This window comes from Rhizobacter sp. P2_G4 (genome assembly GCF_056403575.1).
The window spans coordinates 48,762-67,091 of the sequence record NZ_JBFUFG010000006.1; the positions used below are offsets into that span (position 1 = coordinate 48,762).

18 protein-coding genes are annotated in these 18,330 nt (G+C 66.3%); 7 read left to right on the forward strand and 11 right to left on the reverse strand.

All coding sequences use genetic code 11. The features are described from left to right. Positions 1 to 64 precede the first annotated feature (64 nt). Genes AC1DYS_RS21170 through AC1DYS_RS21180 form a run of 3 tightly spaced genes read right to left on the reverse strand, consistent with a single transcriptional unit; the run spans position 65 to position 3,037 of the window. Positions 65 to 580 (reverse strand): sigma-70 family RNA polymerase sigma factor, encoded by a 516-nt coding sequence (locus AC1DYS_RS21170; RefSeq protein ID WP_477902802.1) that lies wholly within the window; start codon positions 578 to 580, stop codon positions 65 to 67. Next, the gene (locus AC1DYS_RS21175) at positions 568 to 2,748 is read right to left on the reverse strand and encodes a TonB-dependent siderophore receptor (RefSeq protein WP_477902804.1); all 2,181 of its coding nucleotides are present in this window, start codon (positions 2,746 to 2,748) and stop codon (positions 568 to 570) included. Before AC1DYS_RS21175 ends, AC1DYS_RS21170 begins: the two co-directional genes overlap by 13 nt. A gap of 55 nt (positions 2,749 to 2,803) precedes the next feature. Beyond that, entirely contained in the window at positions 2,804 to 3,037 is a 234-nt protein-coding gene (locus AC1DYS_RS21180; RefSeq protein WP_477902806.1) for a hypothetical protein, read from the reverse strand. A gap of 339 nt (positions 3,038 to 3,376) precedes the next feature. Between AC1DYS_RS21180 and AC1DYS_RS21185 the strand changes: the two genes are divergently transcribed. The 6 genes from AC1DYS_RS21185 (at position 3,377) to AC1DYS_RS21210 (ending at position 8,641) form a co-directional block, all read left to right on the forward strand. Continuing rightward, entirely contained in the window at positions 3,377 to 4,102 is a 726-nt protein-coding gene (locus AC1DYS_RS21185; protein WP_477902808.1) for a hypothetical protein, read from the forward strand. Next, on the forward strand, positions 4,099 to 4,836 hold the full coding sequence (locus AC1DYS_RS21190) for a metal-dependent hydrolase (protein ID WP_477902810.1): 738 nt from the start codon (positions 4,099 to 4,101) through the stop codon (positions 4,834 to 4,836). Before AC1DYS_RS21185 ends, AC1DYS_RS21190 begins: the two co-directional genes overlap by 4 nt. 114 nt (positions 4,837 to 4,950) lie before the next feature. Next, complete coding sequence (locus AC1DYS_RS21195; RefSeq protein ID WP_477902812.1) at positions 4,951 to 5,802, forward strand: hypothetical protein; 852 nt, start codon at positions 4,951 to 4,953, stop codon at positions 5,800 to 5,802. Between the two features lie 147 nt (positions 5,803 to 5,949). Beyond that, positions 5,950 to 6,345 (forward strand): hypothetical protein, encoded by a 396-nt coding sequence (locus tag AC1DYS_RS21200; RefSeq protein ID WP_477902814.1) that lies wholly within the window; start codon positions 5,950 to 5,952, stop codon positions 6,343 to 6,345. Positions 6,346 to 6,581: 236 nt separating this feature from the next. After that, positions 6,582 to 8,054, forward strand: coding sequence for a helix-turn-helix transcriptional regulator (locus AC1DYS_RS21205; protein ID WP_477902816.1), 1,473 nt, complete (start codon positions 6,582 to 6,584; stop codon positions 8,052 to 8,054). Between the two features lie 11 nt (positions 8,055 to 8,065). Beyond that, positions 8,066 to 8,641: a hypothetical protein gene (locus AC1DYS_RS21210; RefSeq protein ID WP_477902818.1), complete on the forward strand. Its 576-nt coding sequence runs from the start codon at positions 8,066 to 8,068 to the stop codon at positions 8,639 to 8,641. Between the two features lie 33 nt (positions 8,642 to 8,674). Here the strand turns inward: AC1DYS_RS21210 and AC1DYS_RS21215 are convergent, their stop codons facing one another. The 4 genes from AC1DYS_RS21215 to AC1DYS_RS21230 all read right to left on the reverse strand — a co-directional run bounded on the left by AC1DYS_RS21215 (position 8,675) and on the right by AC1DYS_RS21230 (position 14,830). Next, entirely contained in the window at positions 8,675 to 10,915 is a 2,241-nt protein-coding gene (locus tag AC1DYS_RS21215; RefSeq protein ID WP_477902820.1) for a winged helix-turn-helix domain-containing protein, read from the reverse strand. 82 nt (positions 10,916 to 10,997) lie between these two features. Beyond that, the gene (locus tag AC1DYS_RS21220) at positions 10,998 to 13,289 is read right to left on the reverse strand and encodes a winged helix-turn-helix domain-containing protein (protein ID WP_477902822.1); all 2,292 of its coding nucleotides are present in this window, start codon (positions 13,287 to 13,289) and stop codon (positions 10,998 to 11,000) included. 76 nt (positions 13,290 to 13,365) lie between these two features. Further along, on the reverse strand, positions 13,366 to 14,307 hold the full coding sequence (locus AC1DYS_RS21225; RefSeq protein WP_477902824.1) for a FecR domain-containing protein: 942 nt from the start codon (positions 14,305 to 14,307) through the stop codon (positions 13,366 to 13,368). Between the two features lie 37 nt (positions 14,308 to 14,344). Then, positions 14,345 to 14,830 (reverse strand): sigma-70 family RNA polymerase sigma factor, encoded by a 486-nt coding sequence (locus tag AC1DYS_RS21230; protein WP_477902826.1) that lies wholly within the window; start codon positions 14,828 to 14,830, stop codon positions 14,345 to 14,347. A 419-nt stretch (positions 14,831 to 15,249) separates the two neighbouring features. On the opposite strand from AC1DYS_RS21230, the gene AC1DYS_RS21235 reads away from it, so the two are divergent. After that, positions 15,250 to 16,029, forward strand: coding sequence for a winged helix-turn-helix transcriptional regulator (locus AC1DYS_RS21235; RefSeq protein WP_477902828.1), 780 nt, complete (start codon positions 15,250 to 15,252; stop codon positions 16,027 to 16,029). A 64-nt stretch (positions 16,030 to 16,093) separates the two neighbouring features. Here AC1DYS_RS21235 and AC1DYS_RS21240 read toward each other — a convergent pair whose 3' ends face one another. The 4 genes from AC1DYS_RS21240 to sctR are packed head-to-tail and all read right to left on the reverse strand — an operon-like array spanning position 16,094 to position 18,328. Further along, positions 16,094 to 16,549 (reverse strand): CesT family type III secretion system chaperone, encoded by a 456-nt coding sequence (locus tag AC1DYS_RS21240; protein ID WP_047483379.1) that lies wholly within the window; start codon positions 16,547 to 16,549, stop codon positions 16,094 to 16,096. Further along, positions 16,546 to 17,445, reverse strand: coding sequence for a hypothetical protein (locus AC1DYS_RS21245; RefSeq protein WP_477902830.1), 900 nt, complete (start codon positions 17,443 to 17,445; stop codon positions 16,546 to 16,548). Before AC1DYS_RS21245 ends, AC1DYS_RS21240 begins: the two co-directional genes overlap by 4 nt. Next, positions 17,442 to 17,702, reverse strand: coding sequence for a type III secretion system export apparatus subunit SctS (gene sctS / locus AC1DYS_RS21250; RefSeq protein WP_047483383.1), 261 nt, complete (start codon positions 17,700 to 17,702; stop codon positions 17,442 to 17,444). The genes AC1DYS_RS21245 and sctS overlap by 4 nt, the downstream gene beginning before the upstream one ends. Before the next feature lie 8 nt (positions 17,703 to 17,710). Next, positions 17,711 to 18,328 (reverse strand): type III secretion system export apparatus subunit SctR, encoded by a 618-nt coding sequence (sctR, locus tag AC1DYS_RS21255; protein ID WP_477903287.1) that lies wholly within the window; start codon positions 18,326 to 18,328, stop codon positions 17,711 to 17,713. Positions 18,329 to 18,330 lie beyond the last annotated feature (2 nt).

Below are 18,330 nucleotides of genomic sequence, written 5' to 3' on the forward strand. Positions count from 1 at the left end.
ACTTGGGACGCTTCCGCGCTTCACTCGGCTCGGGTCATGCGCGAGGCAGGCGGCAGTGCGGCATTCACCCGCGCAGTGCAGCGCGGCAGCGCTCGAGCGCCTCTCGAATCAGGGTGTTCACGGTCGCGGCGGACAGGCCGAGTTCGGCGCCGATCTCGCGTTGCGTGCGGCCTTCGAGCCGGTAGAGGTTGAACACGCGGCGCAGGCGCTCGGGCAGCTCGGCCAGTGCCCGCGTCATGAGCGCGAGTTCCTGGCGGTCGATGGCCATGGCCTCGGGCGTGTGGGCCGCCGGCGCCGCCACTTGCGCGCCGCTGTCTTCGCACTCGAAGAGCTCCGACTCGAGCGCGCTGCGGCGGTACCGGTCGATCGCCAGGTTGCGCACCAGGCGGTGCACGTACGAGAGCGGATGCGCCACCGCCCCCTGCGCACATGCCGTCTCCTTGGCGCGCAGGTAAGCGTCCTGCACCAGGTCCTCGGCGAGGTGTGCATCGCCGAGGATGCGCTGCGCCGCGCGCCGTAGTTGCGCGCGGTGCTTGGCGAAGACCTCGCCGAGTTCGTCGGCTGACGTCAGTACGTCCATTTCAGAGCAAGCGATGCATTGCGCGGTGCGCCATAAAAGGTCTGTCCGGGCCACATCAGGCTGTTCAGGTAGCGCTTGTCGGTCACATTCTCGACCTTGGCCGTTAGGCTGAGCTGGCGTGTGAACTCGTAGGTTGCCGCTATGTCTAGCAGCGCATAGGCGGCCTGGCGCGTCGGGACTTCACTCGATATGGGCGGTGTGACGGTCCTGTCGGTGGCAATGTCCGTGCGCTCGTAGTCGCTCTGCCACTTGACGCTGGTGCCGAGCTTGAGCGCCTTCAGTGCGGGCACCTTGTAGCTCGTGGTCAGACGCAGGGTCTTGCGCGGCACGTAGGTGCGCACCGCGCTGCCGTCCGCCCCCTCGATGCGCATCTGCGTGTAACCGCCGTTCAGCTCCCAGCCGGGCGCCAGCATGCCGCCGATGTCGAGTTCGAAGCCGGTGGAGGTGGCGTCGACGCTGCGGTAGACGGTTCCTATCCCGGCGACGAAGCGGTCAGCCTCGGCCAGGTTGTCTTGCTTGACGCGGAACACCGCGAACGAGCCATTGAGCCGGCCGTCCATCCACTCACCCTTCACGCCCAGCTCGGTGTTGCTGCCCTTGATCGGGTCGAGCACCTTGCCGTTCTCATCGATCTGGTACTGCGGGTTGTAGATGCCGCCGTAGCTCGCATACAGCGAGTGGTGGCCGTCGAGCGCCAGGGTGGTGCCGACATAAGGCGTCGCTTTGGTCGAGCGGTAGTCGTGCGAGACGAGGTATTGCAAGCCGCTGCTGCTCGAGCGCGTGACGTTGGCGCCGGTGACGAGCTTCAAGGCGTCGGTGACGTTGAAGCGCGAGACCGCATACAGCGTGGTGCGGCGGTTGTCGAAACCGGCCGAGCCGGTGATGCCGGTGTCGAAGGCCGGCCGCGGGGCGTTGCCGTTGAGCATGTCGTTCTCGGTGAGTGCGTCTGATCCATCGTCGGTCGAGCGCAGCGCGTTCTCGCTCTTGCCCCAGTTGGCGCCGAGCACCAGTTCGTGGCGCCGTCCGCCGAGCGTGAAGGGACCGGTGACGCTGGCGTCGGCGACCCACTGAGTCTCCTTGCTGCCGTACTTCGAGGGCCAGCTCGTGAGGCCGGCGCCTGTGGTGGCGTCGGGCTGGCCGATCACGAAGAACAGCTCGGAGTCCGACTCCAGCACGCGCCGCGTGAGCACGGCCTTGGCGCGCCACTCGCCGCCCAGGCGCTGGTTCAGTTCGGCAAAGGTCTGCGTGTCGTCGGAGTCCCAGTACGTCCAGCTCGGTGCGGAGTTGGCCGAGGTGGGGTAGTTCGTCGGTGTGCCGTCGCTGTAGAACATCGGCAGCGCGCCCCACATCACGCCGTTGGGCCGGTTGTGCTGCTCCGAGTGGCCGAGGGTGAGCGTGCTGCCCGCCGCGAGGTCGATGTCGACGATGCCGGAGAACAGGTGTTTCTCGAGCGAGTAGCGGTCGAGATAGGAGTCGCCCTTCTGCGCGGCGGCGGTGAAGCGGCCGCGCACGGTGCCCGCTTCGTTGAGTGCGCCCGACACGTCGGCATCCAGGCGGCGCGTGTTCCACGAGCCGAAGCTCAGCGCGGCACTGGCTGCAAATTCGGCGGTCGGCCGCTTGCGCACGAAGTTGACGGTGGCCGAGGGGTTGCCGGTCGACGACATCAGCCCGTTCGCGCCGCGCAGCACCTCCACGCGGTCGTACAGCGCGGTGTCGAGGTTGCCGATCTGATCGCCGGTGGCGAAAGGCAGGCCGACGCTGTCGATCTGGAAGTTCGACACCTCGAAGCCGCGCACCGAGAAGTAGGTGCGGTCGGGTTCGACGCGCTCCACGTTCACACCCGTCACGCCAGCAAGCACGTCGTTGACGTTGTTCAGCGAGAAGTCGTCCATCAGCGTGCGCGGCACCACGCTGATCGACTGCGGTGTTTCACGCAGCGTGAGGTCGAGCTTGGTCGCGGTGCTGGTCGAGCGCGTGGTGTAGCTGCCGGTGCCCTCGGTGGCGCGGTCGGGGTTGGCCTTCACCTTCACTGCAGGCAGCACGGTGTCGGTGGGCGGCTCGGTGCCGGCCTCCTGGGCGGCGCGCGCGTGCAGCGCAACGAAGAGCGGCGCGGCCAGCGCAATGGGGCGAAAGACGGAGCGGGCGCGGCGGCGCATGGCGGATGACACGGAGAGACCTCCTCGGGTTGCGGTTGGAATGGGGACGGGAAAGGGCTGGTGAAACTCAGCCCGTGCGCTGCGGTGGGCTCCGGCCATGGGCCTTGCCGACGGCACGGCTGCGCTTCACGCGCTGGGCATGAGCCGCATGCAAGGGCATGACTTGCCCGGCGGCACGGCGCACGTGTGCGCCGGCCTCATCGAGGAGGGTGGCGCAGCTCGGCCGTGGCAGCGCTGTCGCGTGCGCGGCGGCATGACGGATTGGAAGCGCGGCGGAAATCAGCGCGAGATTGCGCAGCACGATGCTGTCGTCCTTTCAAAGGATGCACGGTGCTGGCGAATCGCTGGCGGATGCGGGAGCGGTGGGCTTGCTGGTTGTCGCTGGACCGGGGTCCGGTACGCGATTCCGGCTCACGCCGGTGGCCGTGCAAGCGCCTCACTCACGAAGATTGTAGATAAGAGTCATTCTTATTTGCAACCCTTGGCCCACAGCCCTTGGGGTGAAATTGTGTGAAGCGTGGCCGCAGCCATTCGCGGGCTTTCACGGCGCTGTCACGTGTGCTCAAGATGATGCGGGCGCATGTCGATCGACGGAAATCTCAGTTCGCAAAACGTGCATGCACTGCCAGCATGGCGGGCCATGTCTGCTGCTCTTGGCTCCTCTTCCGCTCCTGCGTGTGCGCTCGTTGCCCGCTTTCTTCGCCCCGATGACATCCCGGCCTTGCTGCGGCTCGAGCACCGCCAATGGACTGAGGGGCAGGCCGCCGACGCGGCCGAGCTGCTGCGCCGCATCGAGGCCTATCCCGGGCTGTGCGTCGGTGCGTTCTGCCGTGCCACGGGAGAAGCGCTCGCCTCGCTCTTCATGAAGCCCGCGCGGCGCGAACAGATTGCGCAGGCGCGCAGCTGGAAAGACTGCGCCCGCGGCATTGACGCCGATGTGGATGCGCCCCGCACACGCAGCCTCTTCGGCATCAGCCTGACCAGCGTCGACCCCAAGGCTGCGTGGAGCTTGATCGGGTTCTTCTGGCCCTGCGCGCTCAAGCAGGGCTGGCGCGACATCTACCTCGGCTCTCCGATTCCTGGCCTGAAGCGCGCGCTGCAGTGGGAGCACCAGCTCGCGGTCGAGCACTACGCGCGAGCGCGGCGCGGTGGGTTGCCGCAGGACCCGCAGCTGCGTTACTACCACCGCAGGGGCTTTCGCGAGATCGTGGCGGTGCGGCCGGGCTACTTTCCGCATGAAGCGTCGCTCGACTACGGTGTGGTGTTGCGCGGGCGGATTCCACTTGCGCGCCTGTGGCCGCTGTGGCGCCGCCTGCCGCTGCCGCTGCTGCAGCGCATGTCTCGTTTCATCACGGCGTTGATATGACCGCGGCGGGCCTGGACATCGACGGTGCGGCCCGCGCGGCGCCGTGGAACGGCGATGCATTTCGCACGCGCCTGTTCGACGCGCTCTCGCTCTTGCTGCCCTGCGGTGAAGCCTTCGTGATCCAGGCCGCGTCGGACTGGCTGGCGGCGTCGCCGCAGGCAGAGGCCGGCCTACGCTCACACGCCGAACGGTTCGTGCGTGAAGAGCTGTCGCATCAGCGCGCACACCGGCTCTACAACGACGGGCTCGCGCGCAGTGGCGTGCCGTCGCAGGCGCTGGAGCAACGCATCGAGTCGGCCGTGCGTGAACTCGCTCCGCTGGACCTGCGAACACGACTGGCCTTGTCGGCTGCCTTCGAGCACCTGACCGCTGTGCTGTCGGCCGAGGTGCTGCGCGGCCCGGTATGGTTGACGGCATCACCCTGCCGCGAGAGCCGGCTGTGGCGCTGGCATTGCGAAGAGGAACTGGCCCATCGGCACGTCACCACCGATCTGTTGCGTGCGAGCCGGGTGGACTACTTGCGACGCATCGGCAGCCTGGCGCTCGCCACGTGCTACCTCGGCATCGACATGGCGCGGCTGGTGTTCGCCTTGTGCGCTCACGACGTGCGCTGTGGCGCGGTGAGCCGTGGCCGTTTGCTGCTGCAAGCCTGCGGGCTGGCGTGGCGCGCCTGTCCCGGTGTGGCGCGCATGGCTGTGGCCTGGCTCGGCTACCTGCTGCCTGCGCACCGCTGAGCAGCCGCTGCTTCGCCGGCCGCGCTGGCGTTTCGCCTGGAGCGCGGCTCGATGCCGTGTGAACGCCGATCCTTCGTCCGTATTTGCATCACTGGATGAACGGAGCCGATCGCCATGCCATCTCATGCGCACTTCTTTGCCGAGCCTGGGTTCTCAGCACCCGCGGCGAAACCCACCGAACGGATGGCGCCCCTGCTGACACGCCATTCGCTGCTGTATCCGCCGATTGCTGGGGCAGACAGCGCGCTGCCAACCGATGGCTTGAACGCACTCAACGCCGGCATGGGCACGGTGTGGAAGCCCGCCAGCGGTTCACTCAACAGCGAGGACACGCTGCTGACGGCGCGTTACCTTGCAGTGCAGGCGCTGCAGTTCAGGCTCGAACAACAGCTGCTGGGCCGCGGTGTGCTTTTCAGTCCCGAGGTGGACCTCTTCCTCCACGGCCGGTTCGACCACGCCTATGTCGACGCGCGCACCTACCGCCGGTTGATGACCGATGCCACCGCTGACTTGCTGGGCGAGCCCGAAGCCTTGCCGGTGTTCTTCGACCTGCGCAGCGAGCGCCTCGTCGTCGACACCTCGCGCTTCTTCGAGGCGGGCACGGCACGACCGACGTCTGCGGCGTATCACGGCATCGTCGTGATGACGGAGTCGCCCCGTTTCGTGGCCTATGTGAAACAGCGTTCGGCGTTGATCGGCCCCGATCTGCTGGAGTCGGAGATCAGCCTGGTGAGCAAGACCCTGCAGGCGGAGTCGCGCTGCGTCGCGCGCTATGTGTTGACCGAGCCGGGGCTCGAACTCACGCGCCCGGCCGAGCAGCTTGCACGCTACGTGGGTGCCAAGGTCGTGGTGCGTGCCCTGTTGACCGGTTCGGTGAACGAGACGCAGGCCACGCTCTCGGCCTTCGTGGCGCTGTGGCAGCAGGGCCTGTGGGCCTCCGACAAAACGGCCTTCACGTTCTCCTGACCTCTTCGCACTTCGCAAATCCTCATGTCGTTTCGCGCAGCGCATGAGGTCAGAGTTTCACGCGCTTAGTCTGGAACTGCGGGCGCCAACCTGACGGCTGTCAAGGCGCACGCCGTCGCATCAACTGTCCCACCTCTAGGAGTCCCTATGTCATTCAAGAACAACGTCGGTTCCGGCCCGAATATCAACCTGATAGATTTTGATTCGCACGTGCCGGCGTCTGATGTGCCGACGTCCACGCCCCACCCCAGCAAGCAACAGGTTCCCGAGGGCATTTCCACTCGCACTTCGGAACACGCCAGCCTCCCCCCGCGCAGCAACAACCTCAACCTGCAGGATCTTGGCTCTGACATCCGCAAGGAAGGGGGGAATGCAGCTTCCACCGACGGCAAGTCCGCCATCAACGACATGGCCGCGATGAACAGAATGAACATGGAGTTCCAGATCGCCACGGGCATCCAAGCCATGAACAAAAGCATGGTCGAAGCCATGGCCAAGACCATCAAGGATGCGGGTGCCAAGGTCGCGCAACTGGCTGGCTGACACTTTTTCCAAGCTTCCTCGAGAAGGCCCGCGCCGTCTGCTGACGGTGCGGGCCTTCTTGCGTTCTGACGCCGAATTTGGCGTGGGCGATTGCCGCCCCGTTCCATCACATTGATGAGGAACGAAGAGAGGATTGGTGAGGATTTCGCTGAAAGCTTGTGAGCCACTTCGGAGCCCTCAAAACCTAGCATGAGCTCATCGGCAAACGCCAACCACTTGGCACTTACGGAGAGATCATGCTTCTACTCGCTTTGACATCGCTGCGGGCCATCCAGGCTCACCACGACCTGGCCCGGCTCGTTCTGGATGGCGACTTTTCCAGCGCCCTGCGCATGGGATGCGACCGAATCGAGCGCTCCGCCGGCGCGGCGGACACGGTGCAGCAGCGCGCGCTGCTGGGTCAGCTGCTGGGCCGCGTGATGCTGGGCTGTGGCCGCGAAGAAGAAGCCGAAGAGCTGTTCCAGCGCCAGCTGAAGATTTACGAGAGCGTGTCGCGGCACACGGTGCGCTGGCATGGTTCGCTCGACCAGGGCGCGCTGCTGCTGCATCTGAACCGCCCGGCACGCGCCGTGGAATGCTTCAACGCGGTGGCCGACGATCGCCGCGCCCCTGTCGACGTGCGCATCGAAGCCATGGTCGGCTCGGCGGTGGCGATGCATCGCCATGGCGACTGCCGCGCGGCGTTGCAGGCACTGGACGTAGCGCGTGACCTGAGCGGCTCGCTGCCCGACGGCCGCATTGGCCAGCTGGTGGACTGCATCGCCCTTGAATTCGCCATGCTCCACCACGAGCGGGCCAGCGAGGCGCTGGACGACCACGCGCTGAGCGCCGTGTACAGCGAGAGCGCCGGCGAACTCGCGTCGAACGGCGTGCTGATGCAGCAGCTCAGGGCTGCGGCGAATGCCTTCGGCACCTCTGCGCCGCTGGTCGCGCTGCGCATGTGCTACCTCGAGAAGTTGATGGCCAAGGACTGCACCGGTGCGGCCGCCATCGCCCACGTCAACGACGGCTTGTCATGGTTGCGCGACCGCCGCGCCGCCGGCTTCGAGGTGCCGATCCGCATCGAGGCGGCCATGATGCTCATCGCACGTGGCGCGCTGCGCGGAGCCGCGGACTTGCTGGCCCAGCTGACCTTCAACGAACAGCAGGTGCATCGCAGTCGTTACGCGCAGGAGCTGCAGTACTGCCTCGCCAAGATGCACCAGCACCAGGGGCGGCACGCCGATGCGCTGCGCCTCTACCGGCACCACACGCAGCAAGTTGTGCAAGCCCTCAAGGGCAATGCCGCACCCGGCAGGACGCCGAACTTCCTGCAGCAAGCCCAGGAGGCGGGGCAGGGCGATGCGGCCCGGGGGCGCCTGCCACTGCGCTACCGCCGCGCTTATCAGTACGTGATGGACCACCTCAGCGACGAGCACCTGTCGGTGCGCCAGATCGCCGCCCATGTCGGCGTGACGGAACGGGCGCTCCAGCTCGCCTTCCGTGCCCACCTGGGCATGACGCCGGCCGAGCTGATCCGCACGCGGCGCATGGAACGCATCCAGGGCGAGCTGCGCGAGCACGGTGGCCGCGAGGGCGTGCTGGAAGTGGCGTCGCGCTGGGGCATCACGAACCGCTCCACGCTGGTCCACAACTACCGCAGCCAGTTCGACGAGACACCGACGCAGACGCTGCGCGGCGGCGCCGACGTCTGGACGATCAAGCAGTAACGGGTGGTGCCATGAACGCTTCGTCAGTCAAACCGGCCCTGAGCGCATTGGCATTGCAAGCAGTCGCCCAGCCGATACTGCGTTTGAAGTTTCTTTTGTCCCAGCACCTCAAGCGCAAGAGCGCGAGCGGCCCCGTCCGCAGCGGGCGCCACCGGCCCGGCAGGTCGTACGCAATCCCTTCGCCGCGCGTGCGCCGCATGCGGCATGAGCTCAGCGAGCTGCTCGACCGCTTTCCTCCGTCGCGTCTGGCCTTGCGGCACCTGGCGCACCTGGAGCTGGCCCTTCAGCGTGGGGACGCTGCATTTGGAATGTTGTCTGCCGGTGCACTCAACCAGGCGCTCACGCAGCTCGAGTCGCTGGTCACCGACTGGACGCCGCCCGGCATCTCGGGCCTGCGGGCCAGGTTGGTCGTTGCCATCATGGGCCGCGAATCCGTCGGCCCCGATGCCAGCGGGTTCCGTGCGCTGTCGCAGTTCTACGAAGAGAAAGGGCTCGAGGTGGAAGAGGTCAGCGACTCGGTCTTCATGGAGATCGACGAATCGTGGACACGCACCGCGGCCAAGGCAGCCCAGAGCGCATCGGCATGACACTGCACCGGCAGGGCGTTCAGTGCGCCGTTCTCACGGCATCTTCGTTGGCAGCAGCGGTGTGAGAGGCAGCGCGGGGATGGCGGAAGGCTGCGTGTCCGCGGCAGCGGCGTAGATGGCCGCCAGCTCGGCGCGGTAGGCCGGCGTCTCGCACTGGATGGTGCGCGCGTAGCGCTGCTGCGCTTCGTGCGCGGCAGCGAATTGTCCAGTGGCGAACTTGAAGCGCGCATCCACCGCCATGCCGGCAGGGTGCTCGGTGAGCCAGGGGTCGAGGTCGCGCAGCAGCCGCTGGGCGGCGTTCACGTTGCCGCCTTCCAGCTGCAGCCAGGCCGCGTCCAGGCAGGCGTGGGCGCGCCACACGCCCATCGGTGCGGTGTCGGCGGCCTCGGTCAACAGGGCGAGCGCCGCTTCGGTGTCGCCCCGCAGATGGGCTTGCTGGGCTTGGCAGTGCAGCAGGCCACCGCGCAATTCGGTGTCTCCGGCATAGGTGGGGAGCTCGCGCGCTTCGGCCAGAACCGCTTCGGCTTCGCGCAGGCGCCCGCACTGGATGAGCGAGGTGGCCAGCCAGGGCAGCTTCTCATGGGCGATGAGCCAGGAATGCGCGCTCTTGTGCGTGTCCACCGTCATGCGCATGAGGTTCGCCGCCCGTGCATGCTGGCCCTGAGACGCCGCGTCGTTGCCTCGCGCCATCACCAGCAGCTGCTGCAGCACCGGAGGCAGTCGCGGTTCGAATGCCTGCATGCTCGCCAGCACGCGGGCCGACTCGCGCGTCGCACGAAGTTCCCGGTAGAACCAGCAGAGCGAATCGGCGGCGGCGGCGACGTAGCGCAGTTCGGAGGACGACTGGGCCTTGGCGAACGTCTCTTCAGCATGCGCGATGGCCGCCGACCAGAGCCCCACTTCAGCGCAGGTGTGGGAAAGATTCAGCGAGCCGACGATGAAGAGGCTGTTGAGCCGGTATTCGCGGCTCAGCGCGACCGCCTTTCGCCCGAGCTGAAGCGACTGAAGAGGGTTGCCGCTCTTGGTGTGCGCGAGCGCGGTGTAGATGCTCGACTGGATGCCATGGACCTTGTTGCCGGCTTGCTCCTGGAAGCCGCGGACAAGGTCGAGGTCTGCAAACGCCCGCTCGAACTGGCGCTGCATCATGGCATTGCCCGCGCGCTGGATGAGTGACTGCACGAACCAGTCGTGGGGTCCGTAGGGAGCAGCCTGGCGCAGCGCTTCGTCCAGGTGGTAATTGGCCGCCTCGTACTGGGCGTTGCTGTTGCAGGCGATCGCCATGGCATGGTGAGCCATGGCCTTCAGATGCGCATCGCCGGTCGTCTGTGCATGGATGAGCAGGCGCCCCGAGATGCGCATGGCTTCATCGTCGCCAAGGTGGGCGAGTACCCGCGCATGTTCGAGCTGAACGCCGATGTTGTCCGGGTCGATGTCGAGGACGACCTGCAGCAGGTTGACCGCGATCTTCCACTTCTGCTCGCCGGCGGCTTGCATGGCGCGGGCCAGGCTCTGGTTGGCCAGCGGGTCGCTCGAGTCGAAGCTGATCTCGTCGGCAGTGTCTTCGGGAAAGAGCGCCGTCGCCACCTCGCGGGCCAGCTGATGGCCGAGTTGCGTGATTTCCACGTCGAGCAGGGTCCCGATGCCAACGCCGCGCGGTGGCGGTGGGTCGATGCCGTAGTCAAGGCGGAACTGTTCACCATCGCGGCTGATGGCCACGTGCACCACGTGGTGCACACCGAGCAGCCGGTGCACGACGCTCACGCGCTCTTCGAGCGTGGCTTTCGAATTCAGACTGCCGAGTGCCGTGAGCAGCGAAGGCGTGGACGCCATCGCGACGCGCGCATCGGCGCTCAGTGCCTTGGCACTCAGGGACATCAGCCCCAGCTCGATCCAGTCGAACTCGGCCTGGCCGGTGCGGTTGCCAAACGGCAGCAGGGCCACCGAGACCGTGCCGGCCGCGAACGTCGGTGCGACGGGCATGGCTTCGACATCCGCTGCGTGTTCCAGCTCGCCGACGAAGTGATAGCCCCTGCGGTGCACCGTGCGGATGAGCGCCGGCTCCTTGTTGTCGCCGATGGCCAGGCGGGCCTTCATCACGGCGCGCGCGACGACGCTGTCGGAGACGAACTCGTGCTGCCACAGCTTCTCCAGCAGCTCGTCCTTGGTGACGACGCGGTGGCGTTGCTCGATAAGGTAGACCAGCAGGTCGAAGGGCCGCGGCTCCAGCACCTGCGGGTGCCCGTTGAGCAGCACTTCTCTGCGGGTGGTACTCACCTCGCAGTCCTTGAATCGATACACGGTAGGTTTCACTTGGAGATGTCGATCGCCCTGATATGTCGGCCGCACGCGGCGGGAATCACATCACCGTTGAGAGCAACGGCACAGCCGCAAGTATCGGGCTGGAAGAGGGCACCTTCCGGGCTGCTGCCGAATAGAGGGTGGCCAGTTCGGCATGATCGACCGGCATCTCGGTCTGAATCGTGCGGGCGTAGCGCTGATGCGCCTCGTGGGCGGCAGCGAATTGTCCGGTGGCGTACTTGAAGCGCGCATCGACGGCCATGCCCATCGGGTGCTGGTTCAGCCAGGGGCCGAGGTCGCGCAGCGTCCGCCGCGCGGCGGGTACGTTGTCGGCTTGCAGGTGCAGCCAGGCGGCGTCGAGGCAGGCGAGCGCGCGCCAGAGGCCCATCGGTGCGATGTCGGCGGCCTCGGTCAACCGGGCCAGCGCCGTCTCGGTGTCACCGCGCAGCTGGGCATCGGTCGCTTGGCAGTGCAGCCAAGCGGCTTCGAGTTCCGGGGTCCGTTCGATGACCGGTGGCGTGCCCATGTCACGGTGCAAGGCTTCGGCGTCGTCGATGCGGCCGGCTTGCACCAGCGATGCAAAGAGCCACGGCAGCGTGTCGTGGAGATTCAACATGCTGTCGGAGCGGCGGTGGATGGCAATCGCTTCGCGCAGGCACGCGGCCGCGGCGGCGTGGTCTTGTGCCACGGCGGCGAGATGGCCGCGTGCTGACATGAGATGCGCATGGCACACGGTCAACTGGTCATCGTTCAGTGTTTCCATGGTCGCGACGACGCGGGCGATGTTCTGGTGGTCGCGCATCTCGCGGTAGATGCGGCACAGGGTCTCCCCTGCCACCATGGCCCAGACCGCGAAGCCCAGCGATTTCGCTGCAGCGAGCGCTTGTTCGCCGTACTCGGCGGCAGCTTGCAGCAGACCCATCGCCAGGCTGATCTGCGCCAGGTTGACGGATGAAGCGATGGAGGTGCTGGTGGGCGGGCTGTGGCGCAACAGGTCGGCGGCCTGGTGCGCCAGGTGCCAGGCCGTGACGAGATGCCCGGTCCTCGCGGCCATCAAGCCCCGGTTGTTGTGCATCAGCGTCAGCAGCACCTGGTTGCCGACTTGCTCGCTCAGTTGCTGCAGGCGATCCAGCGCCTGGCCGGCGAGCACAAAATTGCGCCGCAGCAAGGCGATCGCCGAGAGGCGCACCAGCAGCTGTTGCAGCCAGTCTGCGGGGGGCCGTTCGCCGGCCAGCCGCAGCGCCTCGTCGAGATGGCACTGCGCCGGTTCGAGCATCCGCCTGGAGAAGTGAAACCGGCTGATGACATCGTGAGCCATCGCGGCCAGCAGGTTGTCATGCGTGGCTGCCGTCTGGTGGAGCAGGCGTTCGGCCATGCGCAGGGCCTCGTCGTCACCGAGGTGGGCGAGGGCGTGTGCCCGCTCGAGCTGCGCGCCGAGGTTGTCGGGGCCGATGTCGAGAACCACCTGCAGCAGGTTGACCGCGAGCTTCCACTTTTGCCTGCCAACCGCTTGCATGGCCCGCGCGAAGGCTTCGGTGGCCAGGCGGTCGCTGGAGCCGAGGGGAACGGCGACGGTGGCGTCTTCCGGGAAGAGGGCCGCTTCCACGTCGCGGGCCAACAGCTGGCCGAGCTGTGTGATCTCCACGGCCCGCAGGGTCCCGTTGCCGACGTCGCGCGGCGGCCTCGGGTCGATGCCGTAGTCGAGGCGAAACCGTTCGCCGTCGCGGCTGATGGCCACGTGCACCACATGGTGCACGCCGAGCAGCCGGTGCACGACGCTCACGCGCTCTTCCAGCGTGGCCTGTGGGCTCAGGCTGCCGAGCGCAGTGAGCAGCGAGGGCGTGGACACCATCGCCAGGCGCGCGTCGGCGCTCAAGGCCTTGGCGCTGAGAGACATCAGCCCCAGCTCGATCCAGTCGAACTCGGCCTGGCCGGTGCGGTTGTCGAAAGGCAGCAAGGCCACCGAGACGACGCCGGCGGCGAGCGCCGGTACGGCCATGAAGCTGCGTGGCTGAGGCGCGGCTTCGTCGTCAGAGACTTGTTCTACCTCGCCGACGAAGCGATAGCCCTTGCGGTGCACCGTGCGGATGAGCTCGGGCTCCTGGTTGTCGCCGATGGCCTGGCGGGCCTTCATCACGGCGCGTGCCAGCACGCTGCCGGAAACGAACTCGTGCTGCCACAGCTGCGCCAGCAGCTCGTCCTTGGTGACGACGCGGTGGCGTTGCTCGATCAGATAGATGAGCAGGTCGAACGGGCGCGGCTCGAGCACCTGCTGTTGCCCCTGCAGCAGCACTTCTCTGCGCGAGGTGCTCACCTCGCAGTCCCGGAATCGATACACGTTGCGGTTCATTCTTTTCCGCTCTTTGCACAGAGGCTGAACTCAGCCGCGCAGGCGCGGCGCATCAAGGATCGAGGGCCTCGCCGGCCTACGCGGCGGATATCGTGACCCAGTAGCTTGTGCGCTCGAGGATGCGCACCGGCTGGGTCTGAGCCAACGCGCGCAAGGTGCTGTCGGTGTCGTCCAGCGAGAACACACCGCTCACGCGGATTCCGGCCGCTTTCGGGTCGATGCGAAGCACGCCGGTGCGATAGGGCTGCAGCGCAGCGACCAAGTCACCGAGCGGCTCGTTGTCCATCGCAACCAGGCCTTGCGTCCACAGCGCTTCGGTTCCGCGCGCTGCGAGTGTTTGCGGCGCTACCGACGCGCTGAGAAGAATCTGGCGGTTCTCGGTGGCCTGCACTTGCTGACCCGCGTGGGTCGTGGCGACCACGGTGCCCCTGAGCACCGTCACACGCGTCTGCCGATCGAGTGCGTGGGCCACGAACCGGGCACCGTCTCCTTGTATGCGGCCTTGCGGCGTCTGCACGAGCAGCGGAAGCGTCTTGTGAATCGTCGCATCGGCAAGCAAGCGGCCTCGGCGCAGCGTCACGGCGCTCTGCGTGTCGTCGAGCGCCAAGTCGACGGCCGTGCGGGCGTCGAGCAGCAGCGTGCCGCCATCGGGCAAAGGCATCTGCCGGCGTTGTGCGATGCCGGTGCGCTGGTCCGCCAGCACGTCGTATTCGCGAGCGGCCTGCAGGCCGAGCAGGCCGCTGGCACCGATGCCGGCGCACGCGAGCGCGGAGCGCAGCACCGCGCGCCTGCCGGCGCGCGAAATGGTTTGCTGGATCACGGCGCCACGCACGCCGTGCTGGGCCAGCCGCTCGAACGGGCCCAGCGCCTGCGCGATGCGTTGGGTGGCTGCTTCGTGGCTCGGGTGGCTGGCGCACCAGGCCTTGAAGGCATCGATCTGATTGGGGCTTGCTTCGCCGGAGCGCAGCAGCACCATCCATTCCACTGCTTTCGCGACGCTGGGGTCTAGGCTGGCCATGGATTTGTCATCCTTGCTTGCGGGAAAGTTTTTGTATTCAGGCGGTGGCTGCCGCGATGGCCGACAGCGCCTGCGTCATGTACTGCCGAACCATGCTGGCCGAGACGCCCAGCTCCTTGGCAATCTCGGCGTAGGTCATGGCGTCGAGCTGGCTGTAGAGAAAAGCGCGCCGAGCTTTGACGGGAAGCAAATCGAGTGCCGCCTCAACGGCGAGAAGCGCCTCGATGATCAGGGCACGCTCTTCGGGCGAGGGGTAGGTGGGTTGCGGCGCCAGTGCGAGCGTCTGCAGGTAGGCCTGCTCCAGGTCACGCCGACGCCAGGTGTCGAACAGCACCCGTTTGGCAATGGTCGTGAGCAAGGCGCGCGGCTCTCGAACCTGATCGAGCTGACGGTGCTGCGCCAACTGCAGGAAGGCCTCGCTCGCCACATCTTCGGCGCCGTGCACGGAGCCGGCCTGCCGGCGCAGGTGGTCGCGCAGCCAGGCGTAGTGCTCACGAAAGATGCTCTGAAGTTGACCCCGCATACGGCTTGTTCTGGGTGAGGCGAATGGAAGTTGCGAAGGTCTGGCGCCTAACCAGTTCGAGAGAAAAAATGCCGTAACCACGTGACTGTCGAGCTGGCGAAACGCGACAAAGAAAACCGTTCACAGCGGTAATCTTGTTACGCCGTATTGTTGCCGCCCGCTCTGTCAGAACGAAGTCAGTGCGAACCCCGAACCGCGCATTTCTTGTGCGATTTGTCACCAAAGGTTGCTGGGGACGTTTCCGATGTGCCGCACTTCGTCACTCCACTGACTGGACCTCGAGAGTGCAATTTCTTTGCCTGGACCACTGTCACTTTTTGAGTCTCGTTTCACATCCCTCATGAGAGCCCATCATCAACTTTGTCGGAACGGGGATTTCAGTGAAGCTTGCAACACTGTTCGTTAACAAGGCAAAACAATTGACCATCGCCAGGGGCCTTGGGTCCCAGGGCATCGACGTGGTCCCGGCGCAGTCGGTCGGCGGGTTGCTGCAGCTGCTCAGGCGCTCGGACGTGCAGGCGGTGCTGCTCGAAGACGCAGACACCGAACTCATCGACTGGCTCGCGATGCTGGAGATGCGAATGGCCGGCGCGGTGCCGGTCATCGTGGTCGGGAGCTCGGCCGGGCTGGGCATGGCGGAGGCGCTGCTGCACGGCGCCACCGACTACGCCGAGTACGACGGCTCGGTGGACCAGCTCGTTGCGCGACTGCGCGCACGCGTCGGCACGCGCACCGCACCTGCCAAGCAGGCCATGGAGATCGGGCCGTACTCCCTGTGCTCGGTCAGTTCAGCCGTGTGGCGCGACGGCGTGGAGATCAATCTGACCGCCCGAGAGTTCGCGCTTGCCTGGGTGCTGTTTTCGAATGCCGGCCGCGTGGTCAGTGCCGCCAGCCTGTCGGCTCGCGTGTGGGGCCGATCCAATGACGTGTGCAAGCGCACGCTGGAGCAGCACATCTACAAGCTGCGCCGCAAACTGTCCGCCGAGTCATCGCGTGAACTGCTGCGGATCCATGCGGTCTACAGCGTCGGCTACCGCCTGGACCTGATGGTGCAAGGCACGATGTGGGAACCGCCGGCTGCGCGCGAAGTGGACTGGGAGCCGCCGCGTGTGCGTTATGCAGACCCGATGGCGCCTGCTGCGGGGGCGATGACGCAAGACGAGTTCACCGAGGGTCCGATCTCCCAATGGGCGTCGTAGTCGGAACATTGACTCGCGTTCGGCGAACGAATTTGCAAACCCGATTACCGGCTGCGCGAAATTACTACGCGCGAATCCAGAAATAGTCTCCGGCGCAGATGCCGGCGAACATCTCGTCTGTGGAGCTCAAGATGTTGTTCTGCCAGTAGCGGCCGTGTTCTGCGTAGTGGGTGAGCGTCTCCGCCAGCCATGTGCCGTTGATTGAATCGCTCATCGGCACCCGCACGATCAGCACGATGCCGCCTGTGTCTGCGTTGAGGCCGAGCTGTGCCTGGTCTTGCGCGTAGATGCTGAGGTTGGCTTCCAGCAGCAAGCGGAAGATTCGCAGCGTGCGGCCGGCAGTGACGATGCCGTAGTAGAAGTTAAGGTACATCGCGCCCGGGTCGTTCTCGAAGTTGGCGAACTGGACTTCGAAGCCTTCGATCTCCATCGTGCCGCGCTTGAGTACCGCCGCCGTGTCCGGCAGGCCGGTGGCCTCGCACAGTTCGCCGATGAGCGATTGATAGCGCTCGTAGCTCATGAACGCGTCGCCTGCATGTGGCGCGATGAACCGAGCAGCTCGAGGCGGTCGCACGCCTGGTCGCGCTGCTCGTCGAGCCTGGGCCGATCTGCGTTGAGCAGGGTGAGCGGCAGCAGCAGGTGGCGATCCTGTTCCTTCTCGCTGATGGGAGTGGCTGGCGTGGTGCGTGCGCTTTGGGAGCCCTTGCTTTCCGATTTTTCTACCAGCACCTGCTTGACGCGTTCGAGCGTGATGAAAGTACCTCGCTCGCGACTGCGCAGGTAGGCACGAACCGCCGTCAACTGGAGTGCCTGGGCGGATGCCTTCGTGTCGCCGGTGGCCGCGTCAGGAGTGATCGCCTGCAGAACCTCGAGCAATGCGCGGACGTGTTCCGTGCCGGCCGTACCGGCGCCTGTTCCAGCATTCGTGTCGCTGCTCCTGCAAAGCACTTGCGCGGGCGAGCCGCAGACTTGCTCCAGCACCGTCTCCAGCGTCTTGGCCGACGGTGTCGGCTCGGGCATCAACCGCACCTGCGGCCGCGATCGTGATCTACGCTGCCCTGTCTGGTCGTGGCCAGCGTCATCGGGCATGCCGTCCGTGTTCGCGCCGCGAGTTCCCTCGTCTTCATCCATGGCGCCGGTGCGGGTCGACAGGGTCGCCGATGGGTCGAACTGCTCCGGCTCGTGTTCCGCAGCGCCGTTCTGCGCCGTGCGTGGTCTCTGCCGCGGGCGCAGTGGCACGGGCCGCCGCGGCGCCGGAGGTGGGCCGTTGCGCGGGTGGCGGAACACATAACCGCCGAATTGCCCGTGGCCGGGATTCGCGTGGCCCTGGTTCGCGGTGTGCTTCGGCTCATGCTCGGCGTGCCGGGTGGCCGCAGCATGAGCTGTCGATCCATGGCGAATCGGAGTGTGGCTCATTGGAACATCGCACCCAGCAGGTTGTCGGCGAACCGCAGCAGCGTGGCGCCGGCCCACGGAGCGCAGAGGGCCACGACCACCGTCACGGCCAGCAGCTTCACGCCCTGGGAAATGCTCGAATCCTGCAGCGAGGTGACGGCCTGCACGAACGAGATCAGCAGGCCGACGATGGCCGACACAGCCACCGCGGGCAGTGACAGCAGCAGGCACATCATGAGCGCTTCCGAGGTGAGCCGGATGATGTTTTCGTAGTGCATGTGCCGGCCTATCGGTAGGTGAGCACGAGCCCGTGGATCAGCTTCGACCAGCCGTCCAGCACCACGAACAACAGCAGCTTGAAAGGGATCGCCACGTTGGTCGGCGTGACCTGCGACAAGCCCATCGCAAGCAGCACGTTGGCGATCACCAGGTCGATGACGATGAAGACCAGGTAGAGCAGGAAGCCGATGCGGAACGCCGCGGCGAGCTCGGTCAGCAAGAAGGCCGGTGCGAGCACGAGCAGGTCGTCCTTCTTCAGCTGCTGTGCTCGTTCGGGTGGCCATACCGCGGCGGCCGATTTGAGGAAGAACGCTTTCTCGTTCGCGTTGGCGTGTTTTTCCAGGAAGCGGCGGAAGGGCTCACGCGCCGCGTCGGCCGCGCCGATGATCTGCTGCGCGTTCGATGGCGCGTTGGCACCGGATGCGAGCTGGATGTGGTCCGAGGCTTCCATCAGCACCGGCGCCATCACGTAACAGCTGACGATCAGTGCGATGCCGTTGAGCACCATGTTCGGCGGCACCTGCTGCACGCCGATGGCGTTGCGCAACAGCCCCAGCACCACGGCGATCTTGGTGTACGACGTGACCACCATGGCCGCGAACGGCAGCACGGCCATCGCCACCATCA

Excerpts from the sequence above, each read along its gene's own strand:
- AC1DYS_RS21230 (WP_477902826.1), bottom strand. The coding sequence starts at position 14,830 with ATGCGGGGTCAACTTCAGAGCATCTTTCGTGAGCACTACGCCTGGCTG.
- AC1DYS_RS21185 (WP_477902808.1), top strand. The coding sequence starts at position 3,377 with ATGTCTGCTGCTCTTGGCTCCTCTTCCGCTCCTGCGTGTGCGCTCGTT.
- AC1DYS_RS21170 (WP_477902802.1), bottom strand. The coding sequence starts at position 580 with ATGGACGTACTGACGTCAGCCGACGAACTCGGCGAGGTCTTCGCCAAG.
- sctR (WP_477903287.1), bottom strand. The coding sequence starts at position 18,328 with ATGGTGGCGATGGCCGTGCTGCCGTTCGCGGCCATGGTGGTCACGTCG.
- AC1DYS_RS21205 (WP_477902816.1), top strand. The coding sequence starts at position 6,582 with ATGCTTCTACTCGCTTTGACATCGCTGCGGGCCATCCAGGCTCACCAC.
- AC1DYS_RS21220 (WP_477902822.1), bottom strand. The coding sequence starts at position 13,289 with ATGAACCGCAACGTGTATCGATTCCGGGACTGCGAGGTGAGCACCTCG.
- AC1DYS_RS21245 (WP_477902830.1), bottom strand. The coding sequence starts at position 17,445 with ATGAGCCACACTCCGATTCGCCATGGATCGACAGCTCATGCTGCGGCC.
- sctS (WP_047483383.1), bottom strand. The coding sequence starts at position 17,702 with ATGCACTACGAAAACATCATCCGGCTCACCTCGGAAGCGCTCATGATG.
- AC1DYS_RS21210 (WP_477902818.1), top strand. The coding sequence starts at position 8,066 with ATGAACGCTTCGTCAGTCAAACCGGCCCTGAGCGCATTGGCATTGCAA.
- AC1DYS_RS21200 (WP_477902814.1), top strand. The coding sequence starts at position 5,950 with ATGTCATTCAAGAACAACGTCGGTTCCGGCCCGAATATCAACCTGATA.
- AC1DYS_RS21225 (WP_477902824.1), bottom strand. The coding sequence starts at position 14,307 with ATGGCCAGCCTAGACCCCAGCGTCGCGAAAGCAGTGGAATGGATGGTG.
- AC1DYS_RS21190 (WP_477902810.1), top strand. The coding sequence starts at position 4,099 with ATGACCGCGGCGGGCCTGGACATCGACGGTGCGGCCCGCGCGGCGCCG.
- AC1DYS_RS21240 (WP_047483379.1), bottom strand. The coding sequence starts at position 16,549 with ATGAGCTACGAGCGCTATCAATCGCTCATCGGCGAACTGTGCGAGGCC.
- AC1DYS_RS21195 (WP_477902812.1), top strand. The coding sequence starts at position 4,951 with ATGCCATCTCATGCGCACTTCTTTGCCGAGCCTGGGTTCTCAGCACCC.